Annotated in this window: 21 protein-coding genes and 2 pseudogenes; 11 read left to right on the top strand and 12 right to left on the bottom strand. The window is 72.7% G+C overall.

Annotated features, from left to right (window positions below):
* Positions 1-4: 4 nt before the first annotated feature.
* From RI578_RS02790 to RI578_RS02745, 10 genes and pseudogenes are all read right to left on the bottom strand, one after another.
* Positions 5-901, bottom strand: coding sequence for an SRPBCC family protein (locus RI578_RS02790; RefSeq protein WP_310869528.1), 897 nt, complete (start codon positions 899-901; stop codon positions 5-7).
* On the bottom strand, positions 898-1,461 hold the full coding sequence (locus RI578_RS02785) for a hypothetical protein (protein WP_310869527.1): 564 nt from the start codon (positions 1,459-1,461) through the stop codon (positions 898-900). Before RI578_RS02785 ends, RI578_RS02790 begins: the two co-directional genes overlap by 4 nt.
* The gene (locus RI578_RS02780) at positions 1,458-1,736 is read right to left on the bottom strand and encodes a gas vesicle protein GvpG (protein WP_210958300.1); all 279 of its coding nucleotides are present in this window, start codon (positions 1,734-1,736) and stop codon (positions 1,458-1,460) included. Before RI578_RS02780 ends, RI578_RS02785 begins: the two co-directional genes overlap by 4 nt.
* 4 nt (positions 1,737-1,740) lie before the next feature.
* The gene (locus RI578_RS02775) at positions 1,741-2,523 is read right to left on the bottom strand and encodes a GvpL/GvpF family gas vesicle protein (RefSeq protein ID WP_310869526.1); all 783 of its coding nucleotides are present in this window, start codon (positions 2,521-2,523) and stop codon (positions 1,741-1,743) included.
* The gene (locus tag RI578_RS02770; RefSeq protein ID WP_310869525.1) at positions 2,520-3,041 is read right to left on the bottom strand and encodes a gas vesicle structural protein GvpA; all 522 of its coding nucleotides are present in this window, start codon (positions 3,039-3,041) and stop codon (positions 2,520-2,522) included. Before RI578_RS02770 ends, RI578_RS02775 begins: the two co-directional genes overlap by 4 nt.
* 36 nt (positions 3,042-3,077) lie before the next feature.
* Positions 3,078-3,395 carry a gas vesicle protein gene (locus tag RI578_RS02765; RefSeq protein ID WP_310869524.1) on the bottom strand — a complete coding sequence of 106 codons (318 nt, stop codon included), beginning with the start codon at positions 3,393-3,395 and terminating at the stop codon, positions 3,078-3,080.
* A gap of 42 nt (positions 3,396-3,437) precedes the next feature.
* The gene (locus RI578_RS02760; protein WP_310869523.1) at positions 3,438-4,097 is read right to left on the bottom strand and encodes a class I SAM-dependent methyltransferase; all 660 of its coding nucleotides are present in this window, start codon (positions 4,095-4,097) and stop codon (positions 3,438-3,440) included.
* A gap of 264 nt (positions 4,098-4,361) precedes the next feature.
* Positions 4,362-5,162, bottom strand: coding sequence for an SDR family NAD(P)-dependent oxidoreductase (locus tag RI578_RS02755; RefSeq protein WP_310869522.1), 801 nt, complete (start codon positions 5,160-5,162; stop codon positions 4,362-4,364).
* 11 nt (positions 5,163-5,173) lie between these two features.
* Positions 5,174-5,623 carry a hypothetical protein gene (locus tag RI578_RS02750; protein WP_310869521.1) on the bottom strand — a complete coding sequence of 150 codons (450 nt, stop codon included), beginning with the start codon at positions 5,621-5,623 and terminating at the stop codon, positions 5,174-5,176.
* Positions 5,624-5,808: 185 nt separating this feature from the next.
* Positions 5,809-5,958: pseudogene (locus RI578_RS02745) on the bottom strand (TetR family transcriptional regulator); the annotation flags it as partial.
* Between RI578_RS02745 and RI578_RS02740 the strand changes: the two are divergent.
* From RI578_RS02740 to RI578_RS02695, 10 genes and pseudogenes are all read left to right on the top strand, one after another.
* Positions 5,949-6,674, top strand: a pseudogene (locus RI578_RS02740) (zinc-binding dehydrogenase); the annotation flags it as partial. The pseudogenes RI578_RS02745 and RI578_RS02740 sit on opposite strands and share 10 nt — an antisense overlap.
* A 124-nt stretch (positions 6,675-6,798) precedes the next feature.
* Entirely contained in the window at positions 6,799-8,931 is a 2,133-nt protein-coding gene (locus RI578_RS02735; protein ID WP_310869520.1) for a DUF1996 domain-containing protein, read from the top strand.
* 235 nt (positions 8,932-9,166) lie between these two features.
* A complete protein-coding gene (locus RI578_RS02730) occupies positions 9,167-9,838 on the top strand; it encodes a lytic polysaccharide monooxygenase (RefSeq protein WP_310869519.1) in 672 nt (223 codons plus the stop codon).
* 134 nt (positions 9,839-9,972) lie between these two features.
* A complete protein-coding gene (locus tag RI578_RS02725; protein ID WP_310869518.1) occupies positions 9,973-11,676 on the top strand; it encodes a hypothetical protein in 1,704 nt (567 codons plus the stop codon).
* 184 nt (positions 11,677-11,860) lie between these two features.
* Positions 11,861-12,247 carry a BlaI/MecI/CopY family transcriptional regulator gene (locus RI578_RS02720; protein ID WP_310869517.1) on the top strand — a complete coding sequence of 129 codons (387 nt, stop codon included), beginning with the start codon at positions 11,861-11,863 and terminating at the stop codon, positions 12,245-12,247.
* Positions 12,248-12,253: 6 nt separating this feature from the next.
* Positions 12,254-13,186 carry a M56 family metallopeptidase gene (locus tag RI578_RS02715; RefSeq protein ID WP_310869516.1) on the top strand — a complete coding sequence of 311 codons (933 nt, stop codon included), beginning with the start codon at positions 12,254-12,256 and terminating at the stop codon, positions 13,184-13,186.
* Positions 13,187-13,605: 419 nt separating this feature from the next.
* Positions 13,606-14,265: a fasciclin domain-containing protein gene (locus RI578_RS02710; RefSeq protein ID WP_310869515.1), complete on the top strand. Its 660-nt coding sequence runs from the start codon at positions 13,606-13,608 to the stop codon at positions 14,263-14,265.
* 137 nt (positions 14,266-14,402) lie between these two features.
* The gene (locus RI578_RS02705; RefSeq protein WP_310869514.1) at positions 14,403-15,146 is read left to right on the top strand and encodes a response regulator transcription factor; all 744 of its coding nucleotides are present in this window, start codon (positions 14,403-14,405) and stop codon (positions 15,144-15,146) included.
* A 124-nt stretch (positions 15,147-15,270) separates the two neighbouring features.
* Positions 15,271-17,100, top strand: coding sequence for an NAD(P)/FAD-dependent oxidoreductase (locus RI578_RS02700; RefSeq protein WP_310869513.1), 1,830 nt, complete (start codon positions 15,271-15,273; stop codon positions 17,098-17,100).
* Positions 17,097-18,746, top strand: coding sequence for a hypothetical protein (locus RI578_RS02695; protein WP_310869512.1), 1,650 nt, complete (start codon positions 17,097-17,099; stop codon positions 18,744-18,746). Before RI578_RS02700 ends, RI578_RS02695 begins: the two co-directional genes overlap by 4 nt.
* A 168-nt stretch (positions 18,747-18,914) precedes the next feature.
* Here the strand turns inward: RI578_RS02695 and RI578_RS02690 are convergent, their stop codons facing one another.
* Positions 18,915-19,367 (bottom strand): NAD(P)H-dependent oxidoreductase, encoded by a 453-nt coding sequence (locus tag RI578_RS02690; protein WP_310869511.1) that lies wholly within the window; start codon positions 19,365-19,367, stop codon positions 18,915-18,917.
* A 254-nt stretch (positions 19,368-19,621) separates the two neighbouring features.
* Between RI578_RS02690 and RI578_RS02685 the strand changes: the two genes are divergently transcribed.
* Positions 19,622-20,857 (top strand): phospholipase D-like domain-containing protein, encoded by a 1,236-nt coding sequence (locus tag RI578_RS02685; RefSeq protein ID WP_310869510.1) that lies wholly within the window; start codon positions 19,622-19,624, stop codon positions 20,855-20,857.
* A gap of 30 nt (positions 20,858-20,887) precedes the next feature.
* On the opposite strand, the gene RI578_RS02680 is transcribed toward RI578_RS02685, so the two are convergent.
* Entirely contained in the window at positions 20,888-21,394 is a 507-nt protein-coding gene (locus tag RI578_RS02680) for a GNAT family N-acetyltransferase (protein WP_310869509.1), read from the bottom strand.
* Between the last annotated feature and the right edge of the window lie 59 nt (positions 21,395-21,453).

Raw genomic sequence — 21,453 nt, 5'->3', positions numbered from 1 at the left:
CGCGTCAGCGATGCGGGCGGGCACGTTCGTCGTCCTCATACGCCTCGTCCTCGTCGTCGTACTCACCTTCCTCGTCCTCGTCCTCGTCGTACTCGGAGCCTTCCTCGCCGTCTTCGTACTCGGCGTCGTCGTCCTCATCTGCGTCCTCGTACTCGGCGTCGTCGTCGGAGGCGTTCTCCTCCTCCAGTGCTTCCTCGTGGCTGCGCACGACCTCGCCGTCGCGGATCTCGCCGCGCCAGCCCTCCACCTCCTCGTCGCCCAGCAGGGTGACGTGGCGCGCGAAGTGCTTCAGATCAAGCCGCAGCCGCCGCCCCTGGGCGCGCCAGAGGTTGCCGGTCTTCTCGAAGAAGCCCGCCGGGTAGTACTCGACGACCAAGACGACCCGGGTGAGCCGGGGCGCCAGTTCGTGGAACGTGACCGCCCCGCGGGTACTGCCCTTGGCGCCCTCGGAGGTCCAGACGATCCGCTCGTCGGGAACCTGCTCCTGGACGGTCGCCTTCCAACTGCGACTCGAAGGACCGACCTTGACGTTCCAGTCGGACGTCACCTCGTCGTTGGTGCTGACGCTGCGAACGCCCTTGGTGAAGCCACTGAAGTCCTGGAGCTGCGTCCAGTGGTCGTAGACGGTGCGCAGGGGGACGCCGATGTCGACGGTCTCCATGATGTGCGTCGCCTTGACACTGCCGCCGCCGCTCCCGGAGCCGCCCCGACCGCCGGAACCACCCCCACCGCCTGAGCCGCCGCCCTCGGCGGATTCGGTCAGGCGGCCCGTCAGGCCCCCGATCCGTTCCCCCGCCTTGCCGACGAGGCTGTGCCCCGTGGCGGAGAGGTAGCCGCCGAGAGCGTCCTTGAGATCGCCGAAGGGTGAGGGTCCGTCGTTGCCCTGCCGGTCGGGGGTCATCCGCGCTCACCTCCGGGCCGGCCCGAGCCCATGGTCTTCTTCGCCGGCACGGTCTTCTTGGCTGTCTTCTTCGCAGCCCTCGGGGGAGGTGCCGCCTTGCGCGGGGGAGCCTTCTTGGCCGTCTTCCGGGGCGGCGCCGGCGCGGGCCGCCGCGCCTCCTCCCGGTCCTCCTCGTCGAAGTAGGCGTCCTCGTCCGGGCCGTCGTGGTCCCCGTCGTCGTCCTCGTAGCCGCCGTCGTCCCGTCGGCCCGCGCCGGTGAGCGCGTCGGTACGGTCGCGAAGGGTGTCCGCCAGGCCGGTGAGCCTGCGGTTCGCCGCGGCGGTGACGGCGGTGCGCCCGGCGGTCAGCAACTCGCCGCGCACCTGGTCCGTCAGCTCCTGGAGCTGCGGTGTCCGCTGGAGACCGGCCAGGCCCTGGGACAGCACCTGGCCGGGGGACAGGCCGATGCGCCGGCCCATGAGGTACGAGCCCACCACGAAGGCGAGTTTCGCCTTCTTCGTGCGGCCCAGGAGATACCCGCCCGCCACGGCCGCCGCCATGGTCGCCTTGCTGTCGCTCATACGTGCCTTCTCTGCGCTCGATCCATGGTTGTGGTGCGGCCGGTGGGCCGGTACGGCCGTTCGAGGAGGGTGAGCAGGCGTTCCTCCTCCCGTTCGAAGGCCGCCTCGTCGATGGCGCCCTCGTCCAGGGCCCGGTTGAGTGCGGCCAGACGCGCTTGGACGGCGCGCGGGTCGTGGGTCTGGCGCCGGGCCTCCTGGAGCAGGTGGTCGGCGATCCACGCCGTGCCGCGCACCGGGGCCAGGGGCAGCAGCAGGAGACCGCTCACGATGCCCACCGCGTCACCGCCCGGCCGGCGCGGGACGGGGGTCGACGAAGCTGTAGCACGGCAGGGGCCCGGTGACGCTGAGTGCCAGCCGGTCCCCGCAGTCACGTGCCCGTACGTCGACCGCCTGCCGGAACCGCCGCTCGTCGGTGGAGCGCAGCAGGAACGACGCGCTCAGCACCTGTTCGTCGTCGGTCGCACCCTGCACCGTGCGAACGGCGAGCGGGGTCAGGTGGTCGAGGACCTCCCGGGCCGCGCGCCGCGCCTCGCGGCGGACCCCGCGGGCGATCGCCTCACCCAGCCGGATGTTGGCCTCGTAGTCCGGACGGCGCCGCGTCCGCAGGGCCAGGTCCCGCAGGGTCTCGTCCCGGCGCACCAGATCGGCGAAGTGGCCGGGCACGACCGTTCCCTTGACGTTGAGTTCGACGCACCCACGGACTTCGTCGAGCTGCCGTGACAAGTGGGCCGCGTCGGCACGCAGTTGGGAGAGCAGGGCATCCGGCCGGGGACTGAGTACCGCGAACCGCATGGGCAGCAGCGGTCCCTGTTCCGCCAGTTCGTCCAGTACGGCCTGGTGGGCCAGCAGGTCACGGCGTCGGGGCCGGATCCGTGCGGGTGCGGCCGACACCGCCGCGCACAGGCCGGACTCGGTCAGCAGCCGTACGGGGGCACCGTCGACCCCGGGGAAGCGGGGAGTACGGATCCCGGCGGGGGCGATGCCGTAGACGTACAGGGCCTCCGGGGCGGAGGCGGTGGTGCCTGCGACTGTGGTGCCTGCGGCTGTGGCGGGCGCGCTCATTCGTCCTCCGTCTCCGTGCGCCGGCGGGGGCGGCTGCGCGGGCGGTCGTCCTCGTCGCGGGGGCGTGCGGCCGGCCGGCTACGGGGCCGTTCGGGGCTCCGGCCGCGTGTCGCGCGCTCGCGGGTGTGCTCGCGGGGGCTGGCCTTCTCCTCTTCCGCCGCCGTCTCCTCCTCCTCGGGCGTGAGGATGCCCCGCACCTTGTCGGTCAGTGAGCGCGCCGTCCGCTTGGCGCCCGCCCTGCCCATGGTCTTGGCGACCGGCCCGCCGAACAGCTCGGGAACGGTCTTGGAGCGCACGTCGTGCTCCAGGTCCAGGCGGTTGCACGCCTCGGCGAACCGCAGGTACGTGTCCACGCTCGCGACCACGATGCGGGCGTCCACCTTGAGGATCTCGATGCCGACCAGCGAGACGCGCACGAAGACGTCGATCACCATGCCGCGGTCGAGGATGAGTTCGAGGACGTCGTAGAGGGTCCCGGCGCGGGGCGCGCAGACGACCTCGTCGTCGTAGGTGATCATGCGGTGGTCCTTCCGGGTGCGGGCCGCAGGGCCCGGTCACTGGTCCTGGGCACCGCGCCGGTAACGGGCGACCCTGCGGTACTGGAGCAGGTCGCCCGCCGAATCCAGCTCGACCTCGTAGGTGGCGAGCAGGCTGGTGGTGTCGGGGATACGGGCCACCTCCAGCACGTCCACGTTGACGATCCAGCCGTCGTCCTCGCTCCGGCACACCGCGGAGACCCCCTCCAGGTGGTGCCGGATCAGCTCGGACAGGGCGTCCGCGGCGCGCTGGGCGGCGTCCCGAGCGCCCCGCACGGCACGCTCACGCGTCCTCGTGGAAGTCGTGCCGCGCCGCCGCTCGCCAGGTTCTGTCATGCTGCCCACTCTGGCCGCGGACCCGGGGCGGCGCGTGCGCAGTTACCCCATCCGGGGTGAGGTGGCGCCCCGGCGCCGGCAGTGCAGGAACAGGTGCGGCTCCGGCCGCGCCTCCGGGTGGGCCGGGGTGAACAGGGACGCCTCCTGCGCCAGCACCTCCAGGCCGGCCTCCTCGGCCACGGTGGTGAGGCCCTGCGCGGTGAAACTGGACACGCGCACCGGCTGACCCATGAAGACGGCGTCGACGCCCTCCACGTCCAACGGCACGGTGGCCAGGACCATGTACCCCGCCGGCCTCAGCGCCCGCACCAGGAGCCGGACCAGGTCCGCCTGCTCCCGCCGGTCCAGCTGGAGCAGCGAGAAGTACACGCAGACCGCGTCGAACGAGCCGTCCGCGAGCGGTACGTCACGGACGTCGGCGCACTGGAAGGTCGCGGCCGGCACCTGCCGCGTCGCCAGGTCCACCATCACGGGGGAGACGTCGACACCCAGCACGTCGTGCCCGGCGCCCGCGAGGGCCTCGGCGGTGGGCCGGCCCGTACCGCTGCCCACGTCCAGCACCTTGCTGCCCGGCGCGAGCCGCCCGAGCAGCCACTCCAGCGAGCGCCGGTGCGTCGTCGAGCCGGCGAACGCCTTCTCGTACTCGGCGCCCAGTGCGTCGAACGCGGCGGCGGCCTGCGGCCGTTGCTGCTCGTCGGTCACGACGGTCCCTTCGCTGGGCGAGCCCGTGGGTGAGCCGGTGCCGTGAGCATCGTTCCACCGGGAGCGAGCCACCGACAAGGGGCCCGCCGAGCGACCGGCCACGCGCCCGCAGTTCTACCGGCCGCCCGCGCTCCTGTCGGCCCCACCCCGTCCTACCGGTCGCCCGCGGTCCTGTCGGCCCCACCCGTCCTACCGGTCGCCCGCGGTCCTGTCGGCCCCACCCGTCCTACCGGCTGCCCGCGGTCCTGTCGGCCCTCACCCGTCCTACCGGCCGTCGTCGTCCGGCGCCGTCCCCGGCTCCGCCATCCGGCGGTGCACGGCGGCCTTGACCCGGTCCGGCAGGACCTTGTCGGCCACGCCCTGCGCCTTGGTCCTCGCCGAGCCGGTGACCAGCTTCCCGCGGCCCTTCATGACGGCGTCGTACGCCTGCCGGGCGACCTGCGCGGGGTCGTCCTTGTCCATGGTGCCGACCTTGGTGTCCTGCATCCCGGCCCGCCGGAAGAAGTCGGTCTCCGTCGGACCCGGCATGAAGGAGGTGACCGTGACCCCGGTGTCCTCGACCTCCTCCTGCAACGCCTGGGCGAAGGACTGCACGAACGACTTCGAGGCGTTGTACACCGACTGGAAGGACCCCGGCATCGTCGCGGCCACCGACGACGTGAACATCAGCCGGCCCACCCCGCGCGCCACCATGTCCCGCAGCAGCGGCTTGGCGAGCCGCACGGTCGACGTCACGTTGAGGTCGATGACGGACTGGTCGTCGCCCGGGTCGGTGTCGACGAAGGCGCCGCCCTGCCCCACACCGGCGTTGAGCGCCGCGACGTCCACGGTGAGCCCGGTCAGAGCGGCGACCAGCCGGTCCACGCCCTCGGCGGTACGGAGATCCGCGCGCACGGCCCGTACCTCGGCGCCGGTCTCCCGCAGCCGCTGGGCGGCGTGCTCCAGCCGGTCGTCCTCGGCGTTGACCACCAGGTCGTAGCCGTGTTCCGCGAACAGTGCGGCGAGTTCGTACCCGATTCCGCTGGACGCCCCGGTGACCAGGGCGAGCGGCCTGCTGCCGGCCATGATGCCTCCGTTCAGCGCAGTGCCTGGTAGACCGATGCCGTGGTGAAGCCGTACACCAGATGCGGCACGATGTCCGACACCCATGACGTCCGGTCCCACGAGGCCGGGTCGGTCACCCCGAGCACCGTGGCCGGCAGATCGCTGCCCGCCATGGCGGCCGCGCCGAGCAGTGGACCGGCCACCCAGTCGGGCAGCGCGCCGCGCCCGCTCCGCAGCAGCCCGTAGGCCGCCCCGACCCCGAGGCCGGTGACGTAGCCAAGGAGGGCTCCGGCCGCCTGCTCACGGTTGGCCGTGGTCTCCTCGTCGCCCAGATCGACGCCGGCCCGGTTGACGAACCGGTCCGCGACCTGGGCCGGCATGTCGCTGGACCCCCGGCCGCGCAGCAGCATGTCGCCGTACGTGGTGAGGTTCAGCGCGACGGTGCCGGCCGCTCCGGCGACGAGGCCTTTGGTCAGTGACATCCGGTAACTCCCTCGGCGTGGGCGCTGGCGCGCGGGTGGATACGGCGGGCCCCGGGTTCCCCGAACCCCGGCCCCTAACAGAGCTTCCGGTGCGCCCCGAGCCGATCCCTGGCCCTCTCAGCCCTCCAAGCCCTTGCGCCCGTCCCCTCGGCGGTGACAGCAACTGTTCGCGCGGCAGGATCCACTCACCGGGCGCGGGGCCGGGCCCCGCCCAGGGCCAGGTCGACCAGCCGCCGCACGAGCGCGTCGTCCAGCGGCGCCCCGCTGAGCAGCACCCGGACGAACAGCGGGCCACCGGCGGCCTCGATCAGCAGCCCGGGATGCACCGCTGCTGCTCCAGGGCGGCACGGTCACCCTCGGCCACGAGGTCTCCGGCACCGTCGCGGAGGTCGGCGCGGGCGTCACCGCGTGGTCGCCCGGGCAGCGGGTCGTGCTCCACGCGGGCGAGGTGCGCGACGGCGTCACCTACACCCGCGGCGTCGACTACGACGGCGGCTGGGCCGAGTACGCCCTGTCCGCCGCCGGTGCCCTGACCCCGCTGCCCGACGCCATCCCCTTCGACCAGGGCGCGATCATCCCCGACGCCGTGTCCACGCCGTGGGGCGCGATCACCGAGTCCGGCGCCGTCCGCCCCGCCGAGGCGGTCGGCGTGTGGGGCGTCGGTGGGCTCGGTGTGCACGCCGTGCAGCTGCTGCGGGCCATCGGCGCCTGCCCGGTCGTGGCCGTCGACCCCAGCCCCGTCGCCCGCGAACGCGCCCTGGCCGCCGGCGCCGACCTCGCCCTGGACTCCGCCGACCCGGACCTGCGCAAGGCCGTCCGAGCGGTGACCGGCAGGGCGGGCCTGGCCGCCGCCTTCGACTTCGCGGGCGTGCCGCCCGTGCGGGAGCAGGCGGTCTCCGTGCTCGCGCCCAAGGGACGGCTGGTCCTGGTGGGCCTGACCGACAAGCCGCTCACGGTCACCGACGGGACCCGCTTCAGCTACCTCCAACAGCGCGTCCTCGGCCACTACGGCTCCGACATGCGGGTGGCGTTGCCGCAGCTCCTGCGGCTGATCCTGCGCCCGTGAGGTGAGGGATTCCTGAGAATCCGCGAGGCGTTTGAACGCTCCGGCCCCCGACTCCGTATGGAGCCGGGGGCATTTCACGTCCGAGTCCGCCACGACACAGGAGCACGCCTTGGGACACAACAGGCGCAGACGCCCGACCGGGGCGCGCCGCGCGACCTTCGGAGCATTCGCGCTGATACTGGGAGGCGGCGGCCTGGTGGCCGTGAACGTGTTCGCCTCCGCGACCGAAGCCGGTGACACCGCTGTTCCCCTGGGCAGCTCCGGTGTGGCGGCCACCGTCGACTGCCCCGATCTGAGCGAGCGGCTGACGACGGTGCCGGAGCAGGCGAGGCCGGACGTCGACACGGAACTCGCCCGGCTCGACGAACAGATCGCCGCTGCCTACCGGCAACTCCAGGAAGCCGCCCGCACCGCGGACGACGGCAAGCTCGACGAGGGCGCCATCCTCGACCCGTTGAAGAAGGACCGGGCCGGGACGATCGAGCGCATCGCCGCCGCCATCGGCAAGGCCGGCGATCGCCCCGAGGGCCTGGACACCCTGGCGGAGTGCACACTGCGCCGCACCGAGGTCGCCGCGACGGACGCACCTGGCGGCAGCCCCGACCAGCAGCAGCAGAACGGCAAGGGCGAGGTCCCCGGAAACGACGGGAACGGCGGAAACGACGGCGAAGGCGGCGACGACGGACAGGCCGGTGACGGGCAGCAGCCCGGCAACGGCGGACAGGCGGGCAACGGCCCCGTGGCCGCGGACTACGTCGACATCAACTCCGTAGAGCCGAACGTCGTGCAGGCACCCCGGCAGAAGAACGCCTCGACCGGCTCCTTCGCCACCAGCTGCGGCGTCAACGCCGAGGGACTGTTCAACTCGGACAACCTGATCGCCGCCCCCGGCGTCAGCAACGGGGCCCACCACTTCCACGACTACGTCGGCAACCAGGCCAACGACGCCTTCTCCAGCGACGAGGACCTGGCCGCCGCCGGCACCAGCTGCGCCGACCAGGGCGACAAGTCCTCGTACTACTGGCCCGTGCTCAGGCTCCAGAACGGCACCGTCGAACAGGACGCCGAGTCACCCGGCGGCGGCATCGAGGGCAACGCCGGCGAGATCGTCACGCCCGCCGAGGTCACACTGACGTTCGTGGGCAACGAGCGCGGCGAGGTCACGGAGATGCCGCGGCTGCTGCGCATCATCACCGGTGACGCGAAGGCGTTCGTCAACGGCAACACCAACGCGAACGCCTCCTGGAGCTGCACCGGTTTCGAGGACCGGCAGCTGAAGGACAAGTACCCGCTCTGTCCGTCCGGCAGTGACGTGGTGCGCACCTTCACCTTCCAGAGTTGCTGGGACGGCCGCAACATCGACAGCGCCAACCACCGCACCCACGTGGCCTTCGCCGCCGCCGACGGCAGCTGCCCCGAGGGATTCCGGGCCATCCCGCGGCTGGTCCAGCGCGTCGTGTACGACGTGGACGCGCCCAGCCTCCAGGACGGCGGCAGGACCGTGCCGCTGTTCGCCGTGGACTCCTTCCCCGAGCAGCTGCACAAGCCGGTCACGGACCACAGCGACTTCATCAACGTGTTCGACGAGGACCTGATGCGGGAGATGGCCGACTGCATCAACAGCGGCCGCGAGTGCGGTCCGGACACGCCCCCGGGATCGGAGCCCGGCCAGGGCGAGGACCCGCAGGAGCAGCCGACCGAGAACCCCACGAAGGACCCCACGGAGAACCCGCAGGACCAGCCGACCGAGAACCCCACGGAGAACCCGCAGGACCAGCCGACCGAGAACCCTGACGCCTCCGAGCCCCCGGCCGAGCAGACCGCCACGGCCTCGGCACCCGTGGACCCCGGGCAGGACGGCCGGGGCGACGGAGTGGACGAGGGGAAGGGCGCAGGGAACGACGCCGGGCAGAACGACGGGGAGGCGCCCGTGCCCCCGGCCCAGGAAAGGGACGACGACGCCTCCCCGCGCGCCGAGCCCAGGGCCGCCACGACACCCGCCGGCGACACAGCCGACGACGCACCGGACGACGCGAGCGGCGCCGCGCCCGCACCAGCGGCGACGCAGGGCACGGGCGGCGCTGACGACGCCGCGGCCGGGTCGGCGACCGAACCGCAGACGACGCAGGGCGGCCTCGCGGAGACGGGTTCCGGCCTGGGGCTGTGGCCCGCGGCCGCCGGCGGCGTCCTCTTCGCCGGTGGCTGTGTGCTGCTGATCCGCTCCAGGCGGCGTTCACTGTGACACCGGCACCGGCATGACGCCGTCGTGACGAGGGGCGGACAGGGCCAGGCCCCGTCCGCCCCTCGTCACGACCGCATCGAACGCGCCATCGTCGGGCGGGAACTGGCGCATTTCAACTATTGCCATTCCGTTTGTCCGGGCGCAGCCTGTTCTCCGAAGGCTTTGGGAGCGCTCCCACTGGTGCTTCCGGTGTTCGACCCTCCATCGCTGTCCCCCCACGCGAAAGAAGGACGTCGTGACTTGTCATGATCGCACCAAAAGGATCCGGCGTGCGTCGACCGTGGCCCTCGGCACCGTGACCGCGGCACTGCTCACCCTGATCCCCTGGAGCGGCACCGCCGTCGCCCACGGCTCGGTCGTCGACCCCGCATCCCGGAACTACGGCTGCTGGCAGCGCTGGGGCGACGACTTCCAGAACCCCGCCATGGCGCAGGAAGACCCCATGTGCTGGCAGGCCTGGCAGGACAACCCCAACGCCATGTGGAACTGGAACGGCCTGTACCGCAACGGCTCCGCGGGCAACTTCGAGGCGGTCGTGCCCGACGGCCAGCTGTGCAGCGGCGGCCGTACCGAGGGCGGGCGCTACAACTCCCTGGACACCGTGGGCGCCTGGCAGACCACGGACGTCACCGACAACTTCACCGTCAAGCTGTACGACCAGGCCAGCCACGGCGCCGACTACTTCAAGGTCTACGTCACCCGGCAGGGCTTCGACCCCGCCACGCAGCCCATGGGCTGGGACGACCTCCAACTGGTCGCGACCACCGGCAGGTACGCGCCCAGCCAGAACTACGAGATCCCGGTGAGCACCTCGGGCCTGAGCGGCCGGCACGTCGTCTACACGATCTGGCAGGCGTCGCACATGGACCAGACGTACTTCCTGTGCAGCGACGTCGACTTCGGCTGATCCGCTGATCCGCTGATCCGCGCAACACCGCCCCCACCCCCGCCGGGCGCACCGCGCCCGGCGGGGACACCGGTCGGTGTGACCGTCCCGCGAAGTACTCCGTGGCCGTCCCGGAGTGCGGTATACGTCCCCTCATGGACCCCACGGACTACTACGACCTCGGCACCCACGGTCGCCCGGTGACGACCTCGTCCCCCGAGGCCCAGCGGTGGTTCGACCGCGGGCTGGTGTGGACGTACGCCTTCCACCACGAGGAGGCCGTCGCCTGCTTCGAGGCCGCCGCCGCGGCCGACCCGGACTGCGCCATGGCCCACTGGGGCATCGCCTACGCCCTCGGCCCGAACTACAACAAGCCGTGGGAGGCCTTCGACACCGCGGAGCTGACGCGCACCGTCGACCGCACCCACGCCGCCGTCGAACTCGCCCACGAGAAGGCGGCCCGCTCCGCCACCCCGCTCGAACGCGCCCTGATCGGCGCCCTGCGCGCCCGTTACCCGCAGGCGCGCGCCGTCGAGGACTGCTCGGTGTGGAACGAGCCGTACGCCGAGAGCATGCGGGCCGTCCACGACCTCGCCCCCGACGACCTGGACGTGACCACCCTCTACGCCGACGCGCTCATGAACCTGACGCCCTGGCAGCTCTGGGACCTGCGCACCGGACTGCCCGCCGAGGGCGCCCGCACCCTGGAGGCGAAGGCCGTCCTCGACCGGGCCCTGGCCACCGAGGGCGGACGCGAGCACCCCGGCGTCCTGCACCTGTACGTCCACCTGATGGAGATGTCCGCCACCCCCGAGGCGGCCCTCGGCGTCGCCGACCGGCTGCGCGGCCTGGTGCCCGACGCCGGGCACCTCAACCACATGCCGTCCCACCTCGAAGTGCTGTGCGGCGACTACCGGCGCGTCGTGTCGGACAACAGTGCCGCGATCGCCGCCGACGAGAAGTACCGCGCGCGGGCCGGGGCGATGAACTTCTACACCCTCTACCGCTCGCACAACTACCACTTCAGGATCTACGGCGCGATGTTCCTCGGCCAGTACGGAGTCGCCCTGGAGACCGCGGCGCAGCTGGAGGCGTCCGTCCCCGAGGAGTTGCTGCGCGTCGAAAGCCCGCCGATGGCCGACTGGCTGGAGGGTTTCGTGGCCATGCGGGTGCACGTCCTGATCCGGTTCGGCCGCTGGGCGGACATCCTCGGGCTGCCGTTGCCCGCCGACCCGCGCCTGTACTGCGTGACGACCGTGATGCTCCACTACGCCCGCGGGGTCGCCCTCTCCGCCACCGGCCAGGTCGCCGAGGCGGAGGCCGAACGCGTCCGGTTCCGCGAGGCGGTCGGCCGGGTGCCGGAGACACGCACGCTGTTCAACAACACCTGCGCCGACATCCTCGCCATCGCCTCCGCCATGCTCGACGGCGAACTGGAGTACCGAAAGGGCGACCACGCCGCCGCCTTCGCCGCCCTGGAGCGGTCGATCGAACTGGACGACGGTCTTCCCTACGACGAACCGTGGGGCTGGATGCAGCCCACCCGGCACGCCTACGGTGCCCTGCTCCTGGAACAGGGCCGGGTCGCGGAGGCCGAGGCGGTCTACCGGGCCGACCTGGGCCTGGACGACACCCTGCCCCGCGCCCTGCAGCACCCCGGCAACGTCTGGGCCCTGCACGGACTCCACGAGTGCCTGGTGCGCCTGGGCAAGGAGGGGGAGGCGCGGATCGTGGCACAGCAACTGAAGCTCGCCACCGCCCTGGCGGACGTCCCGGTCGAGGCCTCCTGCTACTGCCGCCTCGACACCGCGCCGGCCACCGGCGACGGCGCGGGCGGCTGCTGCGCCACGGACCACTGAAACCGGCACCAGGGGCGATGTCCGGCATGTTCCCGACGAACCGGTCGCGGTCCGGTACGGCGCGGTGGTCGGTTTCGTGACGTACGCCGGGCGCCTGGGCGGCTGACGGGGCCGGCGCGTCTATACGATGTCCGTTCGGACAGACATCGGACAGACGTGGCACTGCGGCGGAAGGAGACGGGCCGTGAGCGATCACCGGCGTCCGCGGCGGCGGGGGCAGGGCGAGCTGGAGGCGCTGGTGCTGTCGGCGCTGCGCGAGGCGGACGGACCCGCGACGGCCGGCTGGGTGCAGGAGCGCCTGGGCGGCGACCTCGCCTACACCACGGTGATCACGATCCTGACCCGGCTGCTGGAGAAGGGCGCGGTCGCCCGCGAGCGCGCGGGCCGTTCCTTCGCCTGGACACCGGCCTCGGACCAGGCGGGCCTGGCCGCGCGGAAGATGCGCAAGGTCCTGGACGCCGAGAGCGACCGGGAAGCGGTGCTGGCCAGCTTCGTCACCGGCCTCGACCCGGACGACGAGCGGCTGCTGCGCGAACTGCTGGGTCACGTACCCGACGCGGGGGACGGCTGACGCCGCATGGGGGTATTCGTCTTTCTGCCGCTGGTCCTGCCGTTGACGGCGTGGCCGATCGCCCGGCTGGCGGAACAGCATCTGCACCCGCGCACCGCGACCCGGCTGCTCACCGCCGTGGCCGCGGTGATGGCCCTGTGCAGCACGGTGTGCCTGGCCCTGGTGATGGTGGTCGGCACCGCGCAGCTGCCGGGCAACCCCCTGCCGGACGGCTGGTCCGACCCGGAGGTGCGGGCGGCGGTGCCGTACGACGAGGTCGTCGGCAAGGCGGCGATCCCCGCGCTGTGCGCGGTGGTCGTGGCCTCGGCGCGAGCCCTGTGGCGGCACGGCAGGGTGCGTCGCCGTGCCCACCGCGCGCTGGACGGCCTGCCGGGCACCGAGGTGGCCGTACTGCCGGACGACGTGCCCTACGCGTACGCGCTGCCCGGCGGACGCCGGGACCGGGTGGTGGTGACCACGGCCCTGCTCGACTGCCTCGCACCGGCCGAGCGGCGCGCGCTGTTCGCCCACGAGCGGGCCCACCTGACCGGCCGGCACCATCGCTTCCTGCTGGCCGTCCGGCTCGCCGCCCTGGCCAACCCGTTCCTGCGGCCGCTGCGTACCGCCGTGTCCTACACGGCGGAGCGGTGGGCGGACGAGGCGGCCGCGCGGGCGGTCGGCAGCCGCCGCGCGGTGGCGACCGCGATCGGCAAGGCGGCCCTCGTCTCCCGGGGCACCCCGGTCGCCACCCTCGCCGGCCTGGCGGCGCCCGGTCCGGTACCGCGCCGGGTGGCGGCCCTGCTGGGCCCCGCTCCCGCCGTCCGCACCTGGCCCTCGGTCTTCACCTCGGTGGGCCTGGCGGCATGGGCCGCGGCCGCCGGAACCGCCGTGTCGGCGATGTCCTCCGCGAACGCCGCCGTCACGATGTTCCTCATCCTCCGCGCCGCGACGCCCCTCTGACCGTCCCTCGTGGCCGAAGAAAACCCCAGGTCACAGGCGTAGTCGCGAAACATCTTCACTCGATCGGGTGATCGGCCAATCCGGAGCCGGTCCGGCTCCGGATTCCCCATGTGAGGGAAGAACCGAGGACACACCGACACCGGCCCGCCGGCCCGCGCCCTGCGCGGTCCATATGCGCGGGGCGGCTCGACCCCCACACGCCCGCGCCGGGTCCCCGGCCGAGCGGGGACACCCCCGCGACGAGCGCGGAACCTCCGAGTGCGCTCGTCGCGACGAGGGATGCCGACCGGGACCGGCGCGGGTCCGACGACTGACGACGAGCGGGGCCGCGCACCCCGTCGACCGACCACCACTTCACCGCCGTAACGGCAGTCCGCACCAACGCAGCCTTCGTGCTGCCCTTTTATCCGGGAGAACCCATGAACGCCCGCATTCGCCGCTCCGCCGTCGCCGTCGCCGCGGCCGCCATCCTGCCCCTGGCCCTGGTCGCCTGCTCCGACGACGGCGACAGCGGCTCGTCGGACTCCGCCCAGGCGGCCTCCTCGGCCCCCGCGGCCGGCGAAGACCAGTCCGCCGACACCGGCGGCGACATGGCCGGTGCGGACGAGCCGTTCGGTCCGGCGTGTTCGTCGGTGCCGAAGGACGGTGCCGGTTCCTTCGACGGCATGGCCAAGGACCCGGTCGCCACCGCCGCGTCGAACAACCCGGCGCTGTCCACGCTGGTGACGGCGGTGAAGAAGGCCGGTCTGGTCGACACGCTGAACAACGCCGAGAACATCACGGTGTTCGCGCCGACCAACGACGCCTTCGCCAAGATCCCGAAGGCCGACCTGGACAAGGTCCTCAACGACAAGGCGATGCTCACCGACATCCTGACCTACCACGTGGTGGGCCAGAAGCTGGCTCCCCAGGACCTGGAGAACGGCTCCTTCGAGACGCTGCAGAAGTCCAAGCTGACCACGTCCGGCTCGGACGAGTCCTACACGGTCAACGACTCGGCCAAGGTCGTCTGCGGCAACGTCAAGACCGCCAACGCCAACGTGTACATCATCGACACCGTCCTGATGCCCAAGAGCTGACGGGCGAGCGGGCGGGCGGCGCCGGGGACGGTCGGGCTAGACGGCCGGCCCCGGCCGCTCGGCGTGGCAGAGAACGGCCGCCGGCCGAGAACGACCGCATTGCTTGAGTAACGCAAGCGACGGCTAAAATGGCGCGCATGCCCAAGCCGCCGTCCGCCCCCGCGGCCCCGGCCGACCCGTCCGCGCGCGAGTCCCGCGGTGGGGAGTCCGCACGCCGTGCGGGCGTGCCGCACGTCCTGCTCACCGTCGGTGACGACCGCACCGCGGAGCTGCTGCGGAGCACGCTGCGGCTGGCGGGCTACCGGGTCGTCCTGGCGCGGGGCGGTGCCCAGGCCATGGCCCGGCTGACCGAGCGGTGCTTCGACCTGGTCGTCCTCGACGTGACGCTGCCGGACCTGCACCGGCTCGGGGGCCGGACCGGCAGGCTCGCCGAGCCCGTCCGGCCGCCCGTGCTCCTGCTCGCCGGCGGCGAGTTCCTCGGCAGCATGCGGTCCGGCGCCGGGGACGGGCCGGTGCAGACGGCGGAGATCCTCGCCACCGCCGAGCGGCTGGTCCGGGCGGCCGAGCCTGCCGGACCGGTCCTCGCCCTGCGCTACGACGACCTGGTCCTGGACGAGGCGTCCTGCCGGGCGCGGCGCGGACGGCGCCCCATCGCACTCACCCCCAGCGAGTACCGCCTGCTGCGCTGCCTCCTCCAGCACGCGGAACGGGTGCTGTCCAAGGAGCAGCTCGGCCGTCACGTGTGGACCGACCTGCCGACCTCCGGCGCCGTGGAACGGCTCGTCTCGCGGCTGCGCCGCAAGGTCGACGAGGAGGGAGACACGCTGATCCACACCCGCCGGGGATTCGGCTACTGGCTGGGGCGGCCCGCCCGTCTCTGACCGTCCCCGACCCTGTGACGTGCAGCACGTGCGGTCGTCCACGGCCGACTGTCAGGGAGTTGTCCGACTGGTTCGCTTGACTGTGCCCGACCGGCACAGCCCGCAGAGAGGAACCAGGACGCGCATGTCCGCCCCCCACACCTCACCCCTCACTCCCGGCCCCCACGAGCTGGGTTTCGACCCGGAAGCCCTGCGCGCCAAGTACCGCGCGGAGCGCGACCGCCGGGTCCGCCCGGACGGCAACTCCCAGTACCGGCGCCCCACCGGCGCCTTCGACTCCTTCGACACCGACCCCCACGCCGACCCCGAGTACACCAGGCCGCCCCTGACCGACCGCGTCGAGGCACTCGTCATCGGCGGTGGCTTCGGCGGTCTGCTCGCCGGGGCGCGGCTGCGTCAGGCCGGCGTGGGCTCGATCCGGGTGATCGAGCAGGGCGGCGACTTCGGCGGCACCTGGTACTGGAACCGCTACCCGGGCATCCACTGCGACATCGAGTCCTACGTCTATCTGCCCCTGCTGGAGGAGATCGGCTACGTCCCGAAGTGGAAGTACGCGCCGGGGGAGGAGATCCGGCAGCACGCGCAGGCGATCGCACGGCACTTCGGCCTCTACGACGACGCCTGCTTCCAGACCCGGGCCACCGGCCTGCACTGGGACGAGACCGAGGCGGAGTGGACCGTCTTCACCGACCGCGGCGACCGGATCAGGGCCCGCTGGGTGGTGGTCGCCAGCGGCACCCTCAGCCAGGCCAAACTGCCCGGCATTCCCGGCATCGAGACCTTCAAGGGACACGTCTTCCACACCAGCCGCTGGGACTACGACTACACCGGCGGCGACGCGAGCGGCGGCCTGCACGGCCTCGCGGACAAGCGCGTCGCCCTCGTCGGCACCGGCGCCACGGCCATCCAGGCGGTCCCGCACCTCGGAGCCGACGCCCAGCACCTGTACGTGTTCCAGCGCACCCCCTCCTCGGTCGACGTCCGGGACAACGGCCCCACCGACCTCGAGTGGGCGAAGTCCCTGGAGCCGGGCTGGCAGCGGCGCCGCCGGGACAACTTCCTTCAGACCGTCACCGGCGTCGGGACGGACGAGGACATGGTCGGCGACGCCTGGACCGGTACCGCCCGCCTCCAGCAGAAGCTGATCCCGACCGACGGCTACGCGGACCTCTCGCCCGAGGAACGCGAACTCGCCTACGAGCTCGCCGACTTCCAGAAGATGAACGAGCTGCGGGACCGCGTGGACGCCGTCGTCCGGGACCCGGCGACGGCCGAGAAGCTCAAGCCCTGGTACCGCTACATGTGCAAGCGGCCCACCTTCAGCGACCACTACCTCCAGACCTTCAACCGCCCCAACGTCACCCTCGTCGACACCGCCGACAGCCACGGCGTGGAGCGGATCACCGAGCACGCCGTCGTGACCGGGGGAGAGGAGTACGAGGTCGACTGCGTGATCTTCTCCACCGGATTCGAGACCGGGATCTCCGGCGTCCTGTCCGGCAGGCTCCCCGTGTACGGCAGGGGAGGCGTGCCGCTGCTGGAGGCCTGGAAGAGCGGCCCGAAGACGCTCCACGGCTTCTACAGCCACGGCTTCCCCAACTTCTTCCAGCTCGGACCGCTGCAGAACGCCAGCGCGGTCAACTACGTCCACATCCTCGACGAACAGGCCACCCACGTCGCCGAGATCGTCGCGCGGGCCCGGGAGCGCCGCGCCCGGTACGTCGAACCGACCGCCGAGGCCCAGGACGCCTGGGTCGCCACCATCCGCGAGAAGGCGGCCGACCTGTACGCCTTCCAGGCCGAGTGCACCCCCGGCTACTACAACAACGAGGGCAGGCCCCGGGAGCACAGCCAGGCGTACGGCGACGGCCCGGTCGCCTTCCACGAACTCCTCCGCCGCTGGCGCGCGGACGGCGGCATGGCCGAGGTCATCGTCGAGGACGGGCAGCCGTGACGGCCGCGCCCAGCCGCTTCGACCCGACCGGCGACCACCGCGTCACCAGCCCGCACCGGCGGGTGAGCCGCCTGAACCGGCCCAACCGGCTCTGGGGTTCCAACGGTGTCGCGTTCGGCCCCGACGGCCGGCTGTACGTCGCCCAGTTCCTCGCCGGGCAGATCAGCGCCGTCGACCCCGCGACCGGCGACGTCGACGTGGTCGTACCGATGGACGGCCCGATCCAGTCGCCGGACGACCTCGCCTTCGGCGCGGACGGTTCGATGTACGTCGCCGACCTGGTGCCCGGCCGGGTGTGGCGCCGCGACCCCGCCGGCGAGTACGGCCTCGTCTCCGCGGCCGTGACCAACCCCAACGGCATCACCTGCGTCGGCGACCGTCTCTTCGTCAACGAGATGAAGCCCGACGGCCGCCTGCTGGAACTCTTCCCGGACGGCGGCGACCCGGTCGTGCTCACCGGCGGACTCGCGCTCGGCAACGCCATGCAGCTCGGCCCGGACGGCCACCTGTACTACCCGCACATGATCACGGGGCAGGTCTGGCGCATCCCGCCCGACGGCGGCGTACCCGAGGTGGTCGCCGAGAACGTGCACGAACCGGTCGCCGTCCGCTTCGACCAGGGCGGCGTCCTCCACGTCCTCTCCCGGGGCGTGGAGGGCATCGTGACCCGCGTCGACCTGCACGGCACCGGCTCCCGCACCCTCGTCACCAGCGGACTGACCGGTCTGGACAACGCCGCGTTCGACGCGGAGAACCGGATGTTCGTCTCCAGCTACGCCAGTGGCGGCGTCACCGAGCTGCACTCCGACGGCCGGACCCGCGACCTCGTGCCGCGCGGACTCGACGGACCGTACGGCGTCACGATCGACCTGGGCGGCACGGTGCACGCGGCCGACCACTACCGGGTGGCGAGCCCGGAGCCGCCCGGCGAAGGCACCGGCGGTGACGTGACGACCCTCGCCCTGCTCACCTTCGCCCACGGCATCGCCGCCGACGGCGACCTGCTGCACCTCACCTCGCAGTACGGCACCGTCGTCACGTACGACCCCGCGCGCCGCAGTTCCCGGACCCGGGCGACCGGGCTCGACCGGCCCCTCGGCATCGCGGTCGGACCGGACGGCTCCCTCGTCGTCGCGGAGACGGGGGCAGGCCGGGTCGTGGCCATCGACTCCGGGGGCGCGGTCACCGTGCTGGCGGAAGGGCTCGACCACCCGGTCGACGTGGCGTTCGACGACGCGGGCCGCTGCTACGTGAGCGACGAACGGGCCGGATCGGTGCTCCGCGTCCACCACGGCGACGGCGGCGAAGGCCGGACGGCGACCCTCGCGACCCTCGCGGACGGGCTGGGCGCACCGCAGGGCCTGGCAGTCCTCGGCGACGACCTGTTCACGGTGGAGACCGCCCACCGCACGCTCCGGGCGATCTCGCTCACCACCGGAGAGACCCGCGTCGAGGCGGAGCACCTCCCCGTCGGACCGCCCCCGGGCGTCGTCCCCCGCACCGAGCCCGCGCTGTTCGCGGGCGGCATGCCGGGCCTGGCGCCCCGCTTCGCCGGACTCGCCGCGGCCCCGGACGGCTCACTCCTGCTGTCGGCCAACGGGGAGGGCACGGTCCTGCACCTGTCTCGGTCACCGGCCGACGCCTGACGCGCGGCGGGCGCGTCAGCGTCCCGTCAGCATCCCCGCGCAGGCCGTCAGCGTTCCGTCAGGGAGTGCCCGGACGCGGGGGCGGGCGGCATACCGTGAGGAACGAGCCCCGGCCCGCCTCCCCGCGTCCGGGGCCTTCGACCCGCTCCGAGGCCCGCGCCGGGCCGGTCAGTCCATCAGCCCGGCGGCGAGCGTGGCCCCCAGTTCCCAGCAGGCCTCCAGATCGGCCTTGCCGGGCGCACCGGCCACGCTCACCACCGGCGCCGCGCGCTGCCAGGCGAGGCCCGTCGTGACCGACTCGACGGCGCGCACCGCGCCGGTGGTGTCACTGCCGCCGTGCACGTAGTAGCCGAAGGGCCGGCCCCGGGTCTGGTCCAGGCAGGGGTAGTAGACCTGGTCGAAGAAGTGCTTCAGCGCCCCGGACATGTAGCCGAGGTTCGCCGGGGTGCCCAGCAGGTACCCGTCGGCCTCCAGCACGTCGACGGCGGTGGCCGCCAGCGCCGCGCGCCGGACCACCCGCACCCCCTCGATCTCCGGCGCGGTCGCCCCGGACACGACGGCTTCCAGCATCGCCTGGCAGTTCGGCGACGGCGTGTGATGCACGATGAGCAAAGTGGCCACACCCCGAAGCCTGCCGTCCGGCACCCACCGACCGCAAGAAACACCACCGGGCCGGGGTGGAGCGGCGGCCGGCGGCGCCCGACGGGCGCCGGGCCGGACGGCATGACTGCCGCCGCCCCCCAGGCGGCCCGGGTGAGTGGGCAGGGTCCGCGCGGGCCCGGTGGCCGGGGGTACAGTCGGCTCGCCGCTCAGCCCGTGCCGGACCGGGCGCCGCGGCCCGATGTTTCCTCGTCGTGATCCGGCCAGGGAATGCCATGACCAGCACGCAGGAACCGCCCGGACTGACCCCGCCGGCCCCGAAGGCGTCGGGGGCGGCCCCCGCCTCTGCCTCGGTCGACGCCCGCGTCACGCGGATACGGCGGCGTCTGGAGCGGCTGATCGGGATCGCGGCGACCGAGGGCAACGCGCTCACCGTCCTGCGCAACGGCGACGAGATCTTCGCCGCGATGCTGGCCGGTATCCGCCGTGCCGAGCACACGGTGGACATGATGACGTTCGTGTACTGGAAGGGCGACATCGCCCGCCGCTTCGCCGAGGCCCTCGCGGAGCGCGCCCGTGCCGGGGTACGGGTTCGGCTGCTGCTGGACGGGTTCGGCAGCCGGCTGATCGAGGCCGAGCAGCTGCGGACGATGGAGCGGGCCGGGGTGCAGGTGGCGTGGTTCCGCAAGCCGCTGTACCTGTCGCCGCTCAAGCAGAACCACCGCTGTCACCGCAAGGTCCTCGTCGTCGACGAGGAGACCGCCTTCACCGGCGGGGTGGGGATCGCCGAGGAGTGGTGCGGTGACGCGCGCAACCCGAACGAGTGGCGTGACACCCACGTCGAGGTCCGGGGGCCCGCGGTGGACGGCGTCGCCGCGGCCTTCGCGCAGAACTGGGCGGAGTGCCACGACGAACTCTTCGACGACCGGGACCGGTTCGTCACGCACCCGCGCCAGGGCGACGCGATCGTTCAGGTGGTGCGCGGTTCGGCGAGCTTCGGCTGGCAGGACATGCAGACCCTGATCCGCGTGATGCTGGAGTCGGCCGAGGAACGCGTCCGCCTGGCCACCGCGTACTTCTCACCGGACGAGTACTTCGTCGAGCTGCTGTGCGCCGCCGCTCGCCGCGGGGTCGAGGTGGAGATCGTGCTGCCCGGGCCGCACACCGACAAACGGGTCTGCCAGTTGGCCGGGCAGCACTACTACGAGGACCTCATCGCGTGCGGGGTGAAGATCTACCAGTACCAGCCGACGATGATGCACGCCAAAGTCATCACCGTCGACCGCGTCGCCGCCCTGATCGGCTCGACCAACTTCAACCGCCGCTCCCTCGACCACGACGAGGAGGTCATGCTGGCCGTGCTGAACCCGGAGTTCACCGCGACACTGGACGATCACTTCGAGGCGGACATCGCGGCCAGCACCCTGATCAGGGCGGGCCGCTGGAAGAGACGCTCCGCCGTCCAGCGGGTGCGTGAGGTCGCCGTCCGGCCCATCCGCCGGTTCCTGTGAGCCCGGGCTGGGGCCGGCCGTCCGGCCGGCTCAACTCGTGCCCGTAGAGCTCACGCCGAAGGAGATCCAGACGTCCGGTGGCAGGTCCGGGCGATGGGGTACCGGCCTGCGCTCCTCGGCCCACGCCTCGCCCGCGATCTCGGCGGCGACGTGACGCCAGAAGCGAACCGCGGCCTGGTTGGCGTCCTGGAAGGCGACTTCCCACCGCCCCGGGTGCCTGGCCACGATCTCCTGGACGGCCCGCAGCCCGATCCCTCTCCTGCGCCCTCCGCGGACGACGAAGAAGCTGTTCAGCACGCGGACCCGGCCGGACAGGTCGCGCACGAACGCGAAACCGGCGGGGCGGTCCCCGCTCAACAACAGGTACGGCGCCCAGTCGGCGTCGGTGAAGGCCGCCCGGAGCCGATCGGCGCGGAAGGTTCCGTCCGGGCCGGGCAGTTGGCCGTCCGTCTCCGACATGTCATGGCGGAACATCAGCCACAACCGCTCCACTGTCGGACGGTCGGCAGCGGTCGCGGGGCGCACAACGACTGACATGGGACTCCTTCGCGGGGACTGGTCGACTGGCCCTCCAGGGCATGAAAAAAGCCTCCCCG

It is taken from the genome of Streptomyces sp. BB1-1-1 (assembly GCF_031597775.1).
In the GTDB taxonomy this organism is placed as follows: Bacteria; Actinomycetota; Actinomycetes; order Streptomycetales; family Streptomycetaceae; genus Streptomyces; species Streptomyces thinghirensis.
This window is presented reverse-complemented; position numbering and strand designations above follow the sequence as displayed.